At 60.1% G+C, this 18,055-nt stretch carries 19 protein-coding genes; 10 read left to right on the top strand and 9 right to left on the bottom strand.

Going from position 1 to position 18,055, the window contains the following annotated elements; all coding sequences use genetic code 11:
* The first annotated feature begins 86 nt into the window (after positions 1 to 86).
* The gene (locus tag VJ698_RS23000; protein ID WP_324105152.1) at positions 87 to 623 is read left to right on the top strand and encodes a hypothetical protein; all 537 of its coding nucleotides are present in this window, start codon (positions 87 to 89) and stop codon (positions 621 to 623) included.
* Here the strand turns inward: VJ698_RS23000 and crcB are convergent.
* The 7 genes from crcB to kbl form a co-directional block, all read right to left on the bottom strand.
* Positions 620 to 994 (bottom strand): fluoride efflux transporter CrcB, encoded by a 375-nt coding sequence (gene crcB / locus VJ698_RS22995; RefSeq protein ID WP_324105151.1) that lies wholly within the window; start codon positions 992 to 994, stop codon positions 620 to 622. The genes VJ698_RS23000 and crcB overlap by 4 nt on opposite strands.
* The gene (moaE, locus tag VJ698_RS22990) at positions 991 to 1,479 is read right to left on the bottom strand and encodes a molybdopterin synthase catalytic subunit MoaE (RefSeq protein ID WP_324105150.1); all 489 of its coding nucleotides are present in this window, start codon (positions 1,477 to 1,479) and stop codon (positions 991 to 993) included. Before moaE ends, crcB begins: the two co-directional genes overlap by 4 nt.
* 6 nt (positions 1,480 to 1,485) lie before the next feature.
* Complete coding sequence (gene moaD / locus VJ698_RS22985; RefSeq protein WP_324105149.1) at positions 1,486 to 1,743, bottom strand: molybdopterin converting factor subunit 1; 258 nt, start codon at positions 1,741 to 1,743, stop codon at positions 1,486 to 1,488.
* Positions 1,744 to 1,748: 5 nt separating this feature from the next.
* Complete coding sequence (gene glp / locus VJ698_RS22980; protein ID WP_324105148.1) at positions 1,749 to 2,987, bottom strand: gephyrin-like molybdotransferase Glp; 1,239 nt, start codon at positions 2,985 to 2,987, stop codon at positions 1,749 to 1,751.
* A gap of 17 nt (positions 2,988 to 3,004) precedes the next feature.
* The gene (thrC, locus tag VJ698_RS22975; RefSeq protein ID WP_324105147.1) at positions 3,005 to 4,465 is read right to left on the bottom strand and encodes a threonine synthase; all 1,461 of its coding nucleotides are present in this window, start codon (positions 4,463 to 4,465) and stop codon (positions 3,005 to 3,007) included.
* 118 nt (positions 4,466 to 4,583) lie between these two features.
* The gene (locus VJ698_RS22970) at positions 4,584 to 5,570 is read right to left on the bottom strand and encodes an NAD-dependent epimerase/dehydratase family protein (protein ID WP_324105146.1); all 987 of its coding nucleotides are present in this window, start codon (positions 5,568 to 5,570) and stop codon (positions 4,584 to 4,586) included.
* 12 nt (positions 5,571 to 5,582) lie between these two features.
* Positions 5,583 to 6,791 carry a glycine C-acetyltransferase gene (kbl, locus tag VJ698_RS22965; RefSeq protein WP_414691216.1) on the bottom strand — a complete coding sequence of 403 codons (1,209 nt, stop codon included), beginning with the start codon at positions 6,789 to 6,791 and terminating at the stop codon, positions 5,583 to 5,585.
* Between the two features lie 182 nt (positions 6,792 to 6,973).
* Here kbl and VJ698_RS22960 point away from each other — a divergent pair, with 182 nt between their 5' ends.
* Positions 6,974 to 7,549 carry an XRE family transcriptional regulator gene (locus tag VJ698_RS22960; protein ID WP_324105144.1) on the top strand — a complete coding sequence of 192 codons (576 nt, stop codon included), beginning with the start codon at positions 6,974 to 6,976 and terminating at the stop codon, positions 7,547 to 7,549.
* 93 nt (positions 7,550 to 7,642) lie between these two features.
* On the opposite strand, the gene VJ698_RS22955 is transcribed toward VJ698_RS22960, so the two are convergent.
* Complete coding sequence (locus VJ698_RS22955) at positions 7,643 to 8,953, bottom strand: homoserine dehydrogenase (protein WP_324105143.1); 1,311 nt, start codon at positions 8,951 to 8,953, stop codon at positions 7,643 to 7,645.
* A gap of 70 nt (positions 8,954 to 9,023) precedes the next feature.
* Entirely contained in the window at positions 9,024 to 10,256 is a 1,233-nt protein-coding gene (locus tag VJ698_RS22950) for a pyridoxal phosphate-dependent aminotransferase (protein WP_324105142.1), read from the bottom strand.
* Between the two features lie 189 nt (positions 10,257 to 10,445).
* Between VJ698_RS22950 and VJ698_RS22945 the strand changes: the two genes are divergently transcribed.
* Genes VJ698_RS22945 through VJ698_RS22910 form a run of 8 tightly spaced genes read left to right on the top strand, consistent with a single transcriptional unit; the run spans position 10,446 to position 17,988 of the window.
* Positions 10,446 to 10,817: an Mth938-like domain-containing protein gene (locus tag VJ698_RS22945; RefSeq protein ID WP_324105141.1), complete on the top strand. Its 372-nt coding sequence runs from the start codon at positions 10,446 to 10,448 to the stop codon at positions 10,815 to 10,817.
* A 21-nt stretch (positions 10,818 to 10,838) separates the two neighbouring features.
* Positions 10,839 to 12,512 (top strand): glycosyltransferase family 39 protein, encoded by a 1,674-nt coding sequence (locus VJ698_RS22940; RefSeq protein ID WP_324105140.1) that lies wholly within the window; start codon positions 10,839 to 10,841, stop codon positions 12,510 to 12,512.
* Positions 12,509 to 12,880, top strand: coding sequence for a 4-amino-4-deoxy-L-arabinose transferase (locus tag VJ698_RS22935; protein WP_324105139.1), 372 nt, complete (start codon positions 12,509 to 12,511; stop codon positions 12,878 to 12,880). Before VJ698_RS22940 ends, VJ698_RS22935 begins: the two co-directional genes overlap by 4 nt.
* Before the next feature lie 32 nt (positions 12,881 to 12,912).
* Positions 12,913 to 14,040 (top strand): DegT/DnrJ/EryC1/StrS aminotransferase family protein, encoded by a 1,128-nt coding sequence (locus VJ698_RS22930; RefSeq protein WP_324105138.1) that lies wholly within the window; start codon positions 12,913 to 12,915, stop codon positions 14,038 to 14,040.
* Positions 14,041 to 14,051: 11 nt separating this feature from the next.
* The gene (locus VJ698_RS22925; RefSeq protein ID WP_324105137.1) at positions 14,052 to 15,026 is read left to right on the top strand and encodes a glycosyltransferase; all 975 of its coding nucleotides are present in this window, start codon (positions 14,052 to 14,054) and stop codon (positions 15,024 to 15,026) included.
* Positions 15,023 to 15,967: a formyltransferase gene (locus VJ698_RS22920; protein ID WP_414691215.1), complete on the top strand. Its 945-nt coding sequence runs from the start codon at positions 15,023 to 15,025 to the stop codon at positions 15,965 to 15,967. The genes VJ698_RS22925 and VJ698_RS22920 overlap by 4 nt, the downstream gene beginning before the upstream one ends.
* 6 nt (positions 15,968 to 15,973) lie before the next feature.
* Positions 15,974 to 17,029 carry a bifunctional UDP-4-keto-pentose/UDP-xylose synthase gene (locus VJ698_RS22915; RefSeq protein WP_324105135.1) on the top strand — a complete coding sequence of 352 codons (1,056 nt, stop codon included), beginning with the start codon at positions 15,974 to 15,976 and terminating at the stop codon, positions 17,027 to 17,029.
* Positions 17,029 to 17,988: a xylanase gene (locus VJ698_RS22910; RefSeq protein ID WP_324105134.1), complete on the top strand. Its 960-nt coding sequence runs from the start codon at positions 17,029 to 17,031 to the stop codon at positions 17,986 to 17,988. Before VJ698_RS22915 ends, VJ698_RS22910 begins: the two co-directional genes overlap by 1 nt.
* The last annotated feature ends 67 nt before the right edge of the window (positions 17,989 to 18,055 follow it).

Below are 18,055 nucleotides of genomic sequence, written 5' to 3'. Positions count from 1 at the left end.
AGAATTCGTTTGACAGCTAGATTAGGGCGACAAACAACATTTCAAGAATGGACATTTGATTCTGTCCTCACTGGAATCAGATTGGAATGGAATTGCATCAAATTCAAGTGACTTATTCGGCGGAGGAAGACCGCCTGCTCTGCCGCGCATCGTTCAAGGGTGAGGATGAGGGCTTGCAGGAAGTGAGGGCCTGGCTGACACGTCGCCTGGTCCGCAACCTCTGGCCGGTCATTATTGATGCACTGGAAAAACAGGTCGCGCTCGACCAACCATTGGCTGCCCACGCCAGCGCGGACATCGTCGGCATGGACCACTTCGCCAGCGTCGAGGAAATCAGGGAGAGCGGCAGCTTCAACAATCCCTACGAGACCTCGATCCAGGCGTATCCACTAGGCGAAGCACCGATACTCGTGGCCGCCGTCAACTTCACCCTTAACCCCAATGAGCCGATACGGATGAATCTCGCGCCGCACGAGGGCCCGGGTTTCGAGATTGCCTTTTCGCAGACGGTGCTGCACGGCTTCTGCTCCCTGCTAAAGGATGCCGTGAAAGCTGCTGAGTGGGAATTGAACCTAAGCATGCCGGGAATGCTCATGCCGAGCGCCGGGATGGCGCTGAATTAACCCGAGATGGCGCGATAGGACGCGAAGCCGGCAAAACAGAAAGCAATCGATCCAACCAGGTGGAGCGCGCTATGGATGAGCGCCCACCCATAGTCTCCGCGTTGCAGCAGCACCATGGATTCGGCGGAGAATGAAGAGAACGTGGTCAGACCGCCGAGAAAGCCGGTGACGATGAAAAGGCGCCACTCCGGCGAGAGGTTCGGATGGGCGGCAAAGAAACCGACGCCGATCCCGATCAGGTAACCGCCACTGAAATTCGCAGCAACCGTACCCCAAGGCAATTTGGCGTGAAGGGCGTTCAGCCACAGCCCCAGTCCCCAGCGCAACCACGCCCCGAGAGCGGCGCCGACGCCAATCGCCAGCCAGCTCATCCCTGTCCGCCGCTGCTATCGCTGTTATTGGACTGGATGCCCCACTTGGCCAGCGCCTTGTCGTCGGCCACGCGGGCGTCGACCCAGCGCGCGCCCTGCGGGATTTGCTCCTTCTTCCAGAACGGCGCCTGGGTTTTCAGGTAATCCATGATGAATTCGCAGGCGGCGAATGCCTCGCCGCGATGCGCCGACGTTACCGCCGCCAGCACGATCTGGTCCAAAGGCTTGAGCGGTCCGACACGGTGGATGACCAGCGTATCGAAGATCGACCAGCGCGCCTTCGCCTGTGCCACGATGTCTTCCAGTGCCTTCTCCGTCATGCCCGGATAGTGCTCCAGCTCCATCTCGCTCACGCCGGCGCCGTCGTTCATGTCACGCACCGTGCCGACGAATGCCACCACGGCACCTACCTGCGGCTGGCCGGCCCGCAGGTCGGCGACCTCCTTGCCGAGGTCGAAATCCTGGGTTTGGATACGAATTGCCATGGCTTGCTAACCGCCTGTCACGGGCGGGAAAAACGCGACTTCGCCGCCTTCGCCGATCCGGGTGTCGGCACTCGTCATTACCTGGTTGTAGGCCATGCGCAATGCACGTCCCTCCGCGAGCGTATCGGCCCACGCGCCGCCGCGCGCGCGCAGGAAATTCCGCACGTCGCCGACAGTAACGACATCCGTAGGAAGCGTCACGCTTTCCTGTCCGGTTCCCAGGGCTTCACGCACGCTGGCAAAAAAGCGAAGCTGGATCTGCATCTTGTCTAGAAAAGCAACTCGCTGAAAGGAATGAATCGTACCGTGTCGCCCGCTGCAACCGTCTGGCCGGCGGGATTGTCCACCAGGCCATCGCCCCAGACCGTCGAGGTCAGGACCGCCGAGCTCTGGTTGCGGAACAGGTCGAGCCCGCCCGAGGCATTGATGCGTGCGCGCAGGAATTCATTGCGTCTATCCGCCTTCGGCAGGGCGAAATCGGCACGCATGCTGAAAGACCTTGGCGTGACATCAACCACACCTTGCAGGCGCAGCAGGAAGGGCCGCACGAACAGCAGGAAGGTGACGAAGCTCGATACCGGATTGCCGGGCAGGCCGATGAAGAATGCCGGCTGCTTGCCGGCGCGGTTGACTTCGCCGAAGGCCAGCGGCTTGCCGGGCTTGATCGCGATCTGCCACATGTTCAGCCGCCCTTCGGCCTCGACCGCCGGCTTGATGTGGTCTTCCTCGCCGACCGATACGCCGCCCGAGGTGATGATCAGGTCATGCTCCGCCGCCGCCTTGCGCAGGGTCTCGCGCGTGGCATCCAGCGAATCAGGCACGATGCCGTAATCGGTGATGTCGCAGCCGAGGTTTTCCAGCAGGCCACGCAAGGTGAATCGGTTGGAGTTGTAGATGGCGCCGGGTTTCAGCGACTCGCCCGGCATCGCCAGCTCGTCGCCGGTGAAGAACACTGCGACGCGCGGCCTGCGCACCACTGGCAAATTCGCGAGGCCAACCGATGCGGCCAGTCCAAGCTCCTGCGCACGCAGCCGCGTGCCAACGGCAAGAATCGTGCTGCCTGCCTGGATATCCTCGCCGGCGCGGCGGATCCATTCCCCCGGTTGCGGTGCATGCCGGATCGTGACGAAGTCGCCCTCGGCGGCCTTTTCCCCTTCGCATTGCTCCTGCATCACGACGGCATCGGCGCCCTGCGGGATCATCGCGCCGGTGAAGATGCGCGCGGCCGTTCCCGGCTGCAGCGGATCGCCGACGTGGCCAGCAGGAATGCGCTGGGATACCTTCAGCCTCGCGCTGCCGCTGGCGCAATCGGCAGCGCGTACCGCGTAGCCGTCCATCTGGGTGTTATCCATCGGCGGCACGTTGAGTTGCGAGGCCTGGGCGACGGCGAGCACGCGGCCGTTCGTCTCCAGCGTCGGCAGCGTTTCCATGTCCGTGATCGGACGCACCGCGGAGAGGAGGAAATCGAGTGCCTCGGCAGCGGTCAACATCGGTTTCTTTTCAGCCATATCAACAGGTGCCTTGATTACAGGCCAGTGTGCTTCGCAATAAAGGTCTTCATCTTCTCGACATCCGCCGGCATTACTTCGAAGCGCTGCGGCAGCGACTCGATGTTCTCGAAACCAGCCGGCCGCTCGGCATCTCGGCCGAGCGCTTCGCGGATGGTTTCATTGAACTTGGCCGGCAGTGCTGTTTCCAGCACGATCATCGGCACGCCGGCCGCCACATGTTCGCGCGCGACCTTCACGCCGTCAGCGGTGTGTGTATCGATCGTCACGCCGAATTTCGCGTGCACGTCACGGATCGTCGCAATGCGATCCTGGTGCACCGACTTGCCCGACACGAAGCCATACTGAGCGACCTTCCCGAACTCGTCGCCGTCGCTGCCCGGCTTGCCGGACAGGTCGAAGCCACCGTGCGTGTCCACCTTCCGGAACAAGGCACGCACGCGCTCCGCGTCGCGGCCGAGCAGATCGAAAATGAACCGCTCGAAGTTGGACGCCTTGCTGATGTCCATGCTCGGGCTGGTGGTGTGATGGGTCTCGGCCGACTTGCGCACGCGATAGACCCCGGTGCGGAAAAATTCGTCGAGAACATCGTTCTCATTGGTCGCCACGACCAGCCGATCAATCGGCAGCCCCATCATGCGCGCGATGTGGCCGGCACAAATATTGCCGAAGTTGCCGGAGGGGACAGTGAAGGAGACTTTCTGGTCGTTGCTGGTGGTCGCGGCGAGGTAGCCGCGGAAGTAGTAGACCACCTGCGCTACGACGCGTGCCCAGTTGATCGAGTTGACGGTGCCGATTTTTTGGCGCGTCTTGAATTCAAGGTCGTTCGAGACGGCCTTCACCATGTCCTGGCAGTCGTCGAACACGCCTTCTACGGCGATGTTGAAAATGTTCGGATCCTGCAGACTGAACATCTGCGCGGTCTGGAACGCACTCATCTTCTTGTACGGCGAGAGCATGAAGACGCGAATGCCCTTCTTGCCGCGCATCGCGTATTCCGCCGCGCTACCGGTGTCGCCGGACGTGGCGCCGAAGATGTTCAGCTCGGCATGCTGCTTTGCCAGCGCATACTCGAACAGGTTGCCGAGCAGTTGCATCGCCATGTCCTTGAAGGCCAGCGTCGGTCCGTTGGACAGGGCCTGCAAAATCAGTTTGCGGCCATCCCTGTCTTCCAGCACGCGCAGGGGCGTGATCTGCGAAGCATCTTCACCGGTACGCGCATTGCGATATACGTCCGCCGTGTAGGTCTTGTGAGCCAGCGTCTTCAGGTCTGCTTCCGGGATATCGGTCGCGAACTTCTTCAATACCTCTACCGCAAGGTCTGCGTAGGACAGCTTGCGCCACGCGTCGAGCTCCGCATTGCCGACCTTGGGATACTCGACCGGCAAATACAGACCGCCGTCCGGGGCGAGGCCGCCCAACAGGATCTGTGAAAAGGACTGCGCCGGGGCTTGACCGCGTGTAGAGACGTATTGCATAAACAATTAAAAATTTGATAATGAGAATGCTTTCTTGCCTTGCGGACCTCACCAGCCAGCCCAACAGGCGTTTAACTTCTCATTATAACTGCCGCCCTGCCGCGGAACGCCAAATTCCTCAAGCGACGTGGTGCAGTTCCCGTCGTGCCGCCTCGCGTGGCCGTGCCGGAATGTGCTTCAACATGTCGTCAACAAGCTCTCTCAGGCCGGTTTCCGCCTTCCACCCCCAGTCTGCACGGGCATAGGTGTCATCCAGGCTGTGCGGCCAGCTCTCTGCGATCGCCTGCCGATGGTCCGGCTGATAGCGGATCTCGAACTGCGGGACGCGCCGCCGGATCGCCTCGGCCAGTTCGCGCGGGCTGAAGCTTAGGCCGGCCACGTTGTAGGACGAACGGACACGGATCTGCACAGCCGGCGCATCCATCAGCTCGATAGTCGCGCGGATGGCGTCCGGCATGTAGATCATCGGCAGCGTGGTTTCCGGCGCCAGGAAGCAGGTGTATGTCTCGCCGCGTTGGGCAGCATGGAAGATGGCGATTGCATAATCCGTGGTACCGCCGCCGGGCGGGGACTTGTAGCTGATGATGCCCGGATAGCGGATGCTGCGCACATCCACGCCGAACTTCGTGAAGTAATACTCGCAAAGGCGCTCGCCCGCCTGCTTGCTGATGCCGTAGATCGTGGTCGGGTCCATCACCGACAGTTGCGGCGTGTCGACCGCCGGCGTATGCGGTCCGAAGGCAGCGATCGACGACGGCCAGAATACCTTCAGGGGCTTACCCGCCTGCCCTCGCTCACGCGCCAGCTCGAGGATGTTCAGCAGCCCGTTCATGTTGAGCGTCCACGCCTTGAGCGGCGCCTGCTCGCCTGTCACCGACAGCAGCGCCGCCAGCTGATAGACCTGGGTGATGCGATAGCTGTCGACCACCTGCGCCAAGCGACTGGTGTCGAGCACATCCACTGTTTCATAAGGAGTGGCGCCGAACAGGCTGCGCGGGCCGATGTCGGCCGCCACCACATTGCCGACGCCATGCTTCGCGACAAGCGCCTCGACCAGCTCACTTCCGATCTGCCCGTTGGCACCGATGACCAGGACTCGTTCCATTCATCTTCTCCTTCAGCTCTTCAGCAGGCCAAGTTCCTGCCCGGCCTGTTTGAATGCGGCCAGGGCGCGATCCAGCTGTTCCGTGGTGTGCGCCGCGGACAATTGCACCCGGACCCGCGCCTGGCCCATCGGCACCACTGGATAGAAGAAGCCGGTCACAAGGACACCGAGGTCGTACAGGCGCTGTGCGAATTTCTGTGCCAGCGGCGCATCGAACAGCATCACCGGCACCACAGGGTGCGTGCCCGGCTTGATGGTGAAGCCAATCTCGCTGATCGCCTTGCGGAAGTACGCGGTGCTCGCATGCAGACGGTCGCGCAATTCGGTCGAGGACGACAGGCGCTCCAGAACCGCCAGCGAAGCGCCGGCAATTGCGGGAGCAAGTGAATTGGAAAACAGGTAGGGGCGTGATTTCTGGCGCAGCGTCTGTACCACTTCGCGCCGCGCCGCTGTAAAGCCGCCCATTGCGCCGCCGAGCGCCTTGCCGAGTGTGCCGGTGATGATGTCGATTCGTCCCATCACCTTGTGATGCTCATGCGTGCCACGCCCGGTTTCGCCCATGAAGCCAGTGGCATGGCATTCGTCGATCATCACCAGGGCATCGTAGCGATCCGCAAGATCGCAAATCCTGTCGAGCTGAGCGATAGTACCGTCCATCGAAAACACGCCGTCGGTAGCGATGATCTTGTGGCGCTTGCCTTCGGCCGCCTGCAACTGCTTCTCGAGATCGGCCATGTCGTTGTGCTCATAGCGATAACGTGCTGCCTTGCAGAGCCGAATGCCGTCGATGATGGATGCGTGGTTCAGCGCATCGGAAATGATGACGTCGTTCTCGTCGAACAGCGGCTCGAACAGGCCGCCATTGGCATCGAAGGCCGCGGCATACAGGATGGCGTCCTCCATACCAAGGAATTCCGCCAGCGCCCGCTCCAGCTGCTTGTGCACGGTTTGCGTACCGCAGATGAAGCGCACCGACGATAGACCGTATCCGTATTTTTCGGTCGCTTCGATGGCAGCCTTGACGGTGGCCTCGTCGCCTGACAGGCCGAGATAATTGTTGGCGCACAGATTGATGAGCCTGCGTCCGTCGTCGCACACCACTTCCGCGCCCTGGCGCGAACTGATCACGCGCTCCGGCTTGTAGAGCCCCTGTTCGCGCAGGCTTTCCAGGTTGAGCGCCAAACCGTTGTAGAAATCCTGCCTTGCATTGCCCGAAGTCATCGTCATCTCCGCCAATAAAGATCGCACCACATGAAGGGAATCGTAGTCATGGAAACTGTTACTTTTCCCACCATCCTTCTGGTAGGATCGGAGTTCAATATTTTTGCACAAATACGATATAAAGAACTTTTGTTCGATATATTGAATATTAACAGTCTCACTAAACTTTGCAAGCGTCTTTCATGAAAAAGACCCCTAGTCCCAGTTCGCCGCCCGAAGTTGGCGCTACCCTGCAGAAAATCCGCCTGAAACGCGGTTTGACACTCGAGGACCTCTCACGTGCCGCCGGCGTATCAAAATCCATGCTTTCGCAAATCGAGCGGGAGAAGGCCAACCCGACAATTGCCGTCGCGTGGCGGCTGGCCAATGCGCTAGGCATCGGCATCGAAGAGTTGCTGGCGACAAACGCCGAAGAAACCGAGGTGATCCATGTGCTCGAACCGCATGAGACGCCAACGTTGCCCGGCACCCACTCCGGCTACGTGCTGCGCATCCTCGGGCCAATGGATTTGGCGGGGAAGTTCGAGTGGTATGAGCTGACGCTGGCGCCAGAGGGCGCACTTCGGTCCACCCCGCACGATCCCGGGACGGTCGAACATCTCACGCTGCTGAGCGGCGCAGTGGATGTGCAGGTGGACAACAGCACAAAGAAATTGAAGGCCGGCGGTACCGCGCGTTACCAGGCCGACCGACCGCATGCCATCGTCAATGCCGGCAAGGCCGAAGCGAAGGCCTTGCTCGTGGTCATCCACCGATAAGAACAGACGTAAAAAAGGCGCGCCGACCTGTCCGGTGGGCGCGCCTTTGTCGGCATTCGCACGCGGGCAGCGTCGCCCGCGCCGAAGAATGGCTTAGCTCAATTGCTCGAGGCGGATCTTGGTCACTTGGCCGACGACGGTCGGCAGTGCCTCGATCTTCGCGATCGCCGCTTCGATGTTCTTTTCCTGCGTCTGGTGCGTCAGCATGATGATGTCGGTCTCGGTCTCGCCTTCCGCCGGTTCCTTCTGCAGCATCGCATCGATGGAAATCGTCGAATCTGCGAGGATGCGCGTAACATCGGCCAGCACACCCGGCTGGTCCGCCACCTGCATGCGCAGGTAGTAACTGGTGGTGACTTCCGAGATCGGCAGGATCGGCGTGTCAGTCATTGCGTTCGGCTGGAACGCAAGATGCGGCACGCGGTGTTCCGGGTCGGCCGTTGCAAGGCGGGTGATATCAACCAGGTCGGCGATCACCGCTGATGCGGTCGGTTCCGAGCCGGCGCCCTTGCCGTAATACAGCGTCGCGCCGACGGCGTCGCCCTGCACCAGCACGGCATTCATCGCACCTTCCACATTCGCTATCAGGCGCTTGGCCGGAATCAGGGTCGGGTGCACGCGCAGCTCGATGCCTTGCGGCGTGCGCCGGGTAATGCCGAGCAGCTTGATGCGGTAGCCGAGCTGTTCGGCATAGCGGATATCGGTGGCCTGCAGCTTGGTGATGCCTTCCACGTAGGCCTTGTCGAACTGCACCGGGATGCCGAATGCAATCGCGGACATGATGGTTGCCTTGTGTGCGGCGTCGATGCCTTCAATGTCGAAGGTCGGATCGGCTTCCGCGTAGCCGAGGCGTTGCGCTTCCTTCAGCACGACGTCGAAGTCGAGGCCCTTCTCGCGCATCTCGGACAGGATGAAATTCGTGGTGCCATTAATGATGCCCGCGGCCCATTCGATGCGATTGGCGGTCAGGCCTTCGCGCAGCGCCTTGATGATCGGGATGCCACCGGCCACGGCCGCTTCGAACGCTACCATCACGCCCTTGTCCTGGGCTGCCTTGAAGATCTCGTTACCGTGTGTCGCCAGCAGCGCCTTGTTGGCGGTGACGACATGCTTGCCATTGGCGATCGCCTTCAGCACCAGTTCCTTGGCAATGCCGTAGCCGCCGATCAGTTCGATAACGATATCGATTTCCGGGTTGTTCACCACCAGGTTGGCATCGTTCACGACTTCGCATTCACCGTTGGTCAGCTCTTTCGCGCGAGCGACGTTCAGGTCGGCCACCATCGTGATCTGAATACTGCGGCCGGCGCGCCGGGTAATTTCTTCCTGGTTGCGCTTCAATACATTGAACGTGCCGGAACCGACGGTACCGATGCCTAACAAGCCTACTTTGATGGGTTTCATAGTCTTCAAAAAATAAAATGCTGCCGGAATCCGGCCTACGCCGGAACAATAAACCACTCGAATGCAGGGACTACGCGGCGATGGCGTGCCGCTTGCGATAGCTTTCCAGGAAGCGGCCAATCCTGCCGATGGCATCGGTCAGGTCGTCCGAATTGGGCAGGAACACAACGCGGAAGTGATCCGGCGCGATCCAGTTGAAGCCGGTGCCCTGCACGATCAGCACCTTTTCTTCCGCCAGCAGGTCATAAGCGAATTGCTGGTCATCCGCAATCGGATACATCTTCGGGTCAAGGCGCGGGAACATGTATAGGGCAGACTTCGGTTTCACGCAGCTCACGCCGGGAATATCGGTCAGCAGCTTGTGCGCCAGATCGCGCTGCTTCAGGAGCCGCCCGCCCGGATTGACCAGGTCGTTGATGCTTTGATAACCACCCAGCGCTGTCTGAATTGCGTACTGGCCGGGCGTGTTCGCGCACAGCCGCATCGACGCGAGCATGTTCAGGCCTTCGATGTAATCCTTCGCGGGTTTCTTATCGCCCGACACCACCATCCAGCCAGCGCGGTAGCCGCAGGAGCGGTAATTCTTCGATAGCCCGTTGAGTGTCAGGAACAGCACGTCGTCGGCCAGCGACGCGATCGAGGTATGCGTTTCCCCATCGTACAGTGTCTTGTCGTAAATCTCGTCCGCGAACACGATCAGCTGATGCTGGCGCGCGACCTCCACGATCTGCTGCAGCAATTCAACCGGATACAGGGCGCCGGTCGGATTGTTTGGATTGATCACGACGATGGCCTTGGTATTCGAGGTGATCTTCTTCTTGATGTCGTTGATGTCCGGCAGCCATCCCGACTCTTCGTCGCAAATGTAATGCACCGGTGTGCCGCCGGACAGGCTTACGGCCGCCGTCCACAACGGATAGTCCGGCGCAGGAACCAGCACTTCGTCACCCGAGTTGAGCAACGCATTCATGCCCATCACGATCAGCTCGGACGCGCCGTTGCCGATGTAGATGTCATCGATGGCGACGCCCTCGATCTTCTTTTCCTGCGTGTAATGCATGATCGCCTTGCGCGGCGCGAACATGCCCTTGGAGTCGGTATAACCTGCGGCGTTCGAGATATTGAGGATCATGTCCTGCACGATCTCGTCCGGTGCGTCGAAGCCGAACACGGCGAGGTTACCGATATTCAATTTGATGATCCGATGGCCCTCTTCCTCCATCTGCCTGGCTTTTTCCAGGACGGGGCCGCGGATGTCGTAACAAACGTCGGCAAGTTTTCTGGATTTCTGAATCAGTCGCACGCGTGCAATCCCTTGTAGTAAAGGCAAGATTTGGGATGCAATGCTGCACCGCCAAAATACCCATTTTGCCGAAAGCAACCCGTTTTATCAATGTGTGACAAGGTCTTTTAACACCAGAAACGCTACAATGCCCAATCTTTTTCCGAAGGATTGTCGGAAATTCACGCCTTTCCGCTTGTCTTAACGACCATGAAGCTCCATTCCACCACGCCCCAGCATTACCAGACTGTCACTGCCTATCACGACGACGCCGTCGAAATCAACGCGGTGCGGTTCGACTACAACCTGATCGTCATGCCGGAAGTCGCCCCGGTGCCATGGAAGGTTGCCTCTTTCGACGCGCTCACCCCCGAGGATTTCGCATCGATCGATGCGGCCAACCCCGACGTGGTGATCCTCGGCACCGGCCGGCGCCAGCGTTTCATTCACCCGCGCCTGACCACCTGCCTGACCGACCGCCGCATCGGCGTCGAATGCATGGACAGCCAGGCCGCCTGCCGCACCTATAACATTCTGATGGCCGAGGGACGCCGCGTCGCCCTGGCACTCCTTTTTGACTGATCGCGCTCAGGTGCGCCTCACATGACCGAACTGCATAAATCGAAAGCGGCCGTCTGGGCCTTGCTCCTGCTGTTTTCCATACTCTGGTTTTATTCGCTGGATATGCGCACCCTTGTGCCGACCGACGAGGGCCGCTACGCGGAAATGGCGCGCGAAATGTTCGCTACCGGTGACTGGATCACCACCCGGCTGAACGGCATCAAGTATTTCGAAAAGCCGCCCCTGCAGACCTGGATGACGGCCCTGGCCTTTCACGCCTTCGGTATTGGCGAATGGCAGGCGCGCCTTTGGACCGGGCTGTGCGGCCTGTTCGGCATCCTGCTGTCTGCCTACACCGCGCGCCGCCTGTTCGGGGAGCGCGTGGGCTTCAATACCGGCCTGGTGCTTGGCTCAAGCCTGCTCTGGGTGGGCCTCGGCCACTTCAATACGCTCGACATGGGTCTGGCCGCAATGATGAACATCGCCCTGTGCAGCCTGCTCATCGCGCAGCGCAAGGACGCGACGCCCGCCGAGAGCCGGCGATGGATGCTTGCCTGCTGGGCAGGCATGGGACTCGCCGTCCTCTCGAAAGGCCTGATCGGTCTGGTCTTGCCCGGTGCGGTGCTTGTGCTCTACACCCTGTTCGCGCGTGACTGGGCGATGTGGAAACGCCTGAATTTCGCCGGGGGCGTGCCGCTGTTCCTTGCGATCACCGCGCCCTGGTTCATCCTCGTATCAATGAAGAATCCGGAATTTCCCCATTTCTTCTTCATCCACGAACACTTCGAACGCTTTACAACCAAGGTCCATCATCGTACCGGCCCCTGGCATTATTTCATCCCCGTCCTGCTGCTCGGCATCATTCCGTGGCTCGCGATGCTCCCTCAAAGCCTGTGGCACGCCTGGCGCGAGCGCACCCCGGGCTTCCAGCCGAAGCTCATGCTGCTGATCTGGGCCGTTTTCATCTTCTTCTTTTTCAGTATCTCGAACTCGAAGCTGGTGTCCTATATCCTGCCGATTTTCCCGGCACTGGCAATCCTTATCGCCTGTTATCTCGAGGACGCATCGCGCAAGGTGCTGCTGATCAACGCAGGGCTGATTGCGCTCCTGTCGACCGTAGGCCTCGTGCTTGCGCCACGATTTGCATCACTCGCATCTTCCTCCTACGACAAGCCGCTGTTTCAGGCTTATGTTCCCTGGGCCATTGCGGCTGGCGCGGTCGGGCTCGCGGGCGGCCTGCTGGCCATTGCGTGGGCAAAACGCCGGCGCGACTGGTCGTTTGCCGCACTGGCCATTTCCAGCTTTCTCCTTGTGCTTTTGTTAATCGCGGGCCATGAGCCCTTGGGCCGTTACAAGGCCGGCACCGAGCACCTAGCGGCGATCAAGGCGGAGCTGGCGCCGGATACACCGGTCTACGCGGTCGGGCTGTATGAGCAAGCGCTGCCCTTCTACCTCGGGCGCACCTTGACGCTGGTCGAACACGCGGATGAGATGGATTTCGGCCTGCAGCAGGAACCCCAGCTCTGGATTCCGTCCTACGAAACCTTTGCCGCAAAGTGGAGCGCCGAGGCGCGGGCAGGTAAAAAGTCGCTGGCGATCGTGCGGCCTGATATGCTTGCGAAAATGCAAAAAGACAATTTGCCGATCCGGATCATTGCCCAGGACCCACGACGGGTAATTGTGACAAATGCCGTGCAAGACAAGCCAGCCTCATGACCCTTCCTACCTTCGGATTCATCCTTACCGGCATCTTCCTCAATGCGCTCGCGCAACTGCTCCTGAAAGCCGGCACCAACGCGGTCGGCGCGATCCACTTGACCGCCTCGAACTGGTTTGAGACCGGCCTGAAAGTGGCCACCCAGATGCCGATCATCGGTGGCCTTGGGTGCTACGTGCTGTCGGTCGTCGTGTGGATCATCGGCCTGTCGCGGGTGGATGTAACGATCGCATACCCGATGCTTTCGATCGGGTATATCGTCAACGCCATCGGCGCCTGGTATTTTCTCGGCGAAGCCGTTTCGATGCAGCGCATGCTCGCCATCGGCGTGATCGTCATTGGCGTCGTGCTCCTCGCGCGCAGCTGAGCAATACGATTCAACAAATAAACAATTCATTCATGACCGATACCTTTCTTCCCTTCTCGCGACCGACCATCGATGAGTCGACCATTGCAGCTGTCGCAGATGTCCTGCGCTCGGGCTGGATCACAAGCGGGCCCAAGGTCCAGGCATTCGAAGCAAAGCTTTCGGAGTATTTCGGCGGACGGCTGGTACGTACATTCAATTCCGGCACCTGCACCATGGAGATCGCATTGCGCATCGCCGGCGTCGGCCCGGGCGACGAAGTCATCACCACGCCGATATCCTGGGTCGCGACAGCCAATGTGATCCTTGAAGTCGGTGCGACTCCGGTCTTTGCGGATGTGGATCCGGTCACGCGCAACATCGACCTGGACAAGCTTGAAGCCGCGATCACCCCGCGCACGAAGGCGATTATCCCGGTTTACCTGGCCGGCCTGCCTGTCGACATGGACCGCCTGTATGCGATCGCAAAACACCATCACCTGCGGGTAGTCGAAGATGCGGCACAAGCCCTCGGATCGACCTGGCACGGCAAGCGCATCGGCGCATTCGGAGATCTCGTTTCATTCAGCTTCCAGGCCAACAAGAACATCACCACATCGGAAGGTGGCTGCCTGGTCCTGAACGATGCTGAGGAAGCTGCACTGGCGGAAAAATACCGGCTGCAGGGCGTCACCCGCAGCGGCTACGACGGCATCGAAGTCGATGTCCTCGGAGGCAAGTTCAACATGACCGATATCGCTGCGACGATCGGACTCGGACAGTTCGCCGGGATCGACACCGTCACGGCGAAGCGACGTGCGCTGGCTCGCCATTACTTTGCGGCATTCGGCGCCGACTTCGAAGCAAGGTACGGCGCACAGTTGCCGGTCGCCGATTTCGAGCAGTCGAACTGGCATATGTTCCAGATCGTGCTGCCCGAGCGCATCCGCCGAGCCGATTTCATGGCGCGCATGGCGAACTTGAATATCGGTACTGGATATCATTACCCGGCGATCCATTTGTTCAAGCTCTACCGCGAGCGCGGCTTTGCCGAAGGCATGTTTCCCATTGCGGAACGCATTGGGCGGCAGATCGTTACCTTGCCAATGTTTACCGCAATGACAGAAAACGATGTGGAACGCGTGGCCGGCGCGGTAAAATCAATCCTTCAACAAGAATAAACCAGCGATTGATGAAACCAGAACTATCCGTCGTCATTCCGGTGTACAACGAAGAGGCGGGGCTTGCGCGGCTGTTCAGCCGCCTCTACCCGGCGCTTGACACGCTGGGCATGTCCTACGAAATCGTATTCGTCAATGACGGCAGCCGCGACCACTCGGCGCAGATCCTCGCCGACCAGTTCCGCGCACGGCCTGACGTGACGCGCGTCGTACTATTCAACGGTAACTACGGCCAGCACATGGCGATCCTCGCCGGCTTCCAAGCCACGCGCGGGAACATTGTCGTCACCCTTGATGCCGACCTGCAGAATCCGCCAGAGGAGATCGGCAGCCTGATCGCGAAGATGCGCGAGGGCTACGACTACGTTGGCTCGGTGCGCCGCGAGCGGCAGGACGTCGCCTGGCGCAAGCACGCGTCACGGGCGATGAATTACCTGCGCGAAAAGCTCACCCACATCAAGATGACCGACCAGGGCAACATGCTGCGCGCCTATGGCCGCAACATCATTGATCTTGTGAACCAGTGCAACGAGGTGAATACCTTCATCCCGGCACTTGCGTACACCTTCGCCCGCAAGCCGACCGAAATCGTGGTGGAACACGAAGAGCGCACCGCCGGCGAATCGAAGTATTCGCTCTACAGCCTGATCCGCCTGAATTTCGACCTGATCACCGGCTTTTCGCTGATGCCGCTGCAGGCGTTCTCCCTGGTCGGCATTGCCCTCGCCATCCTGTCGGCGGCCCTGTTCGTCGCGCTGATCGTGCGACGCTTCGTGCTGGGATCGGAAGTGCAAGGCGTATTCACGCTCTTCGCGCTCGACTTCTTCCTGATGGGTGTGATCCTGTTCGGCATCGGATTGGTCGGCGAATACGTCGGCCGGATCTACCAGCAGGTGCGTGGCCGTCCGCGCTACGTGATCCAGGCGATCCTCGAAGAGCAGGATGAGCGCGTCAACGTGTCGTCCATCTCGAACGCGCGGGAATGAACAGCATGCGTGCCGTCGTCTTCGCCTACCACAATGTCGGTGTGCGTTGCCTCAAGGTCCTGCTCGCTCGCGGGCTCGAGGTCGCGCTTGTCGTCACCCACAAGGACAATCCGGCCGAAAAGATCTGGTTCGATTCCGTCGCCGCGCTATGCGCAGAGCAGGACATTCCTTTCGTGACGCCGGACGATCCGGCGTCACCTGATCTGATCGCGAAAGTACGCGCCGCCGAGCCGGATTTCATTTTCAGCTTCTATTACCGCCACATGCTGCCCGCGGGACTGCTGGCTTTGGCAAAGCATGGCGCCTACAACATGCATGGTTCGCTGCTGCCGAGGTATCGCGGTCGCGTACCCATCAACTGGGCCGTGCTGCATGGCGAAACCGAGACCGGAGCCACCTTGCATGAAATGACGGCCAAGCCGGACGCCGGTGCCATCGCCGCACAGGTTGCCGTGCCGATCCTGCCGGACGACACCGCGCATGAAGTGTTCGGCAAGGTCACCGTGGCCGCCGAGCAGGCGCTCTGGACCGTGCTTCCCGCCATGCTTGCCGGGCACACACCAAAGTTGCCGAACGACTTGTCGAAGGGTAGCTATTTCGGTGGGCGAAAGCCGGAGGACGGCCGGATCGACTGGTTGCAGCCGGCGCAAACCGTCTACAACCTCCATCGCGCAGTGGCGCCGCCCTACCCTGGCGCATGGACTTCGCTGGGGACACGAACGTTTATCATCGCCAAGGCACGCCTGTCGCGCCAGCAAGACCTGAATCTGCCCCACGGACTGGGGGTCAAGGACGACTGCATTTACGGCATGTGCGGCGACGGCAAGGCCATACGGATTGACGAGCTCCTGGAAAACGACAAACCGGTATCGCCTTCCGAACTGCAGCATGCGCTGGAATGCGCGCAACGCCATCCGGATACCACCATCACTCAAGAATAACCCGCCATGAAAAAAATCCTGATCCTCGGCGTCAACGGCTTCATCGGACACCATTTATCCAAACGCATCCTGGAAACCACCGACTGGCACGTGTTCGGCATGGACATGATGACCGACCGCATCACCGATCTGCTGCAAAATGATGCCTACAAGAGCCGCATGCATTTCTTCGAAGGCGACATCACGATCAACAAGGAGTGGGTCGAGTACCACGTGAAGAAGTGCGATGTGATCCTGCCGCTGGTAGCGATTGCAACGCCTTCCACCTACGTGAAGCAGCCGCTGCGCGTGTTCGAACTCGACTTCGAGGCGAACCTGCCTATCGTGCGCTCCGCCGTGAAGTACAACAAGCACCTCGTGTTCCCGTCAACCTCGGAAGTCTATGGCATGTGCCATGACGAGGAATTCGATCCCGAGGAATCCGAACTGATCTGCGGCCCCATCAACAAGCCGCGCTGGATTTACTCCTGCGCCAAGCAACTGATGGATCGTGTGATCTGGGGCTACGGCATGGAGCAAGGCCTCAACTTCACGCTCTTCCGTCCCTTCAACTGGATCGGCGCCGGACTCGATTCGATCCACACACCGAAGGAAGGAAGCTCGCGCGTCGTGACGCAATTCTTCGGTCATATCGTGCGTGGCGAAAACATTTCACTGGTCGACGGCGGCCAGCAGAAGCGCGCTTTCACTTATATTGATGACGGGATCGACGCACTCATGCGCATCATCGCCAACGAAAACGGCATTGCGAGCGGCAAGATCTACAACATCGGCAATCCGACAAACAATTACTCCATCCGCGACCTGGCCGCCATGATGCTGAAGCTGGCGGCAGAATATCCGGAGTACGCAGACTCGGCAAAGAAAGTGCAACTGGTGGAAACCACCTCGGCCGCCTATTACGGCAAGGGGTACCAGGACGTGCAAAGCCGGGTGCCGAAAATCACCAACACCTGCGAAGAGTTGAACTGGAAGCCGACCACGTCGATGCCGGACACGTTGCGCTTCATCTTCGATGCCTACCGGAGCCAGGTAGCGTCCGCCAGGGCGCTGATGGACTGATGCCCGTCATCACGCTCAAGATCGACGTTGACACCTGGCGTGGCACGCGCCAGGGCGCGCCGAATCTCGCCCGCCTGCTGAAGAAGCATGATGCGAACGCGACCTTCCTTTTCTCGCTCGGCCCGGACCACACCGGCTGGGCATTGCGTCGTGCATTCAGACCGGGCTTCTTCCAGAAAGTCGCCCGCACATCCGTAGTGGAACATTATGGATTGAAGACGCTGATGTACGGCGTTCTGCTACCGGCGCCTGATATCGGCAAGAGTTGTGCGACCGAAATGCGAGCAATCAAGTCCGCCGGCTTCGAGTGCGGCATCCACTGCTGGGACCACGTCCGCTGGCAGGACAACGTGCGCAGGCGCGGTAGCGCATGGACCGCGAAGCAAATGCAGACGGCTTTCGATCGTTTTTGCGACATCTTCGGCGAACCACCTCGCACGCATGGCGCGGCCGGATGGCAAATGAACGAGCACGCATTTGCCCAGCTCGATGCATTTGACATGGCGTATGCATCCGATGGACGCGCAATGCTGGATGAGCGCGGCGCCCTCGTCGATAACGCAGCAGGGCCCTATCGCATTCGCATCGGTGGAGAGACGCTCGCCTGCATACAATTGCCGACAACCCTGCCGACACTCGACGAAATTCTCGGCCGGAACCTCGGTGATCACGTCATCGATGCCTCCAACGCCGCCAACGCGATCCTCCGCCTGACCGAATCGCCGCGCGACCATGTCTTCACCTTGCATGCGGAGCTTGAAGGGCAAAAACTCATCCCCATCTTCGAGCAGTTGCTGAAAGGATGGCAAGCCCAGGGCTACGAACTCGCGTCGATGGCCGATTACCACCGCAAAGTGATGAATTCGTCCTTGCCGGTCTATCCGATCGACTGGGGAGAATTGCCGGGGCGCTCCGGTGAGCTGATCGTGCAACCGGTGCAGGCTTTTCAAATTCAATAAACACCCGCTAACATCGAGGCTGCAACCGGAATGATTGCAGGTGCTTCATCCTCGACGCCGGCGCTAA

This window comes from Noviherbaspirillum sp. (assembly GCF_035254685.1).
Lineage (GTDB): Bacteria > Pseudomonadota > Gammaproteobacteria > Burkholderiales > Burkholderiaceae_D > Noviherbaspirillum.
This window is presented reverse-complemented; position numbering and strand designations above follow the sequence as displayed.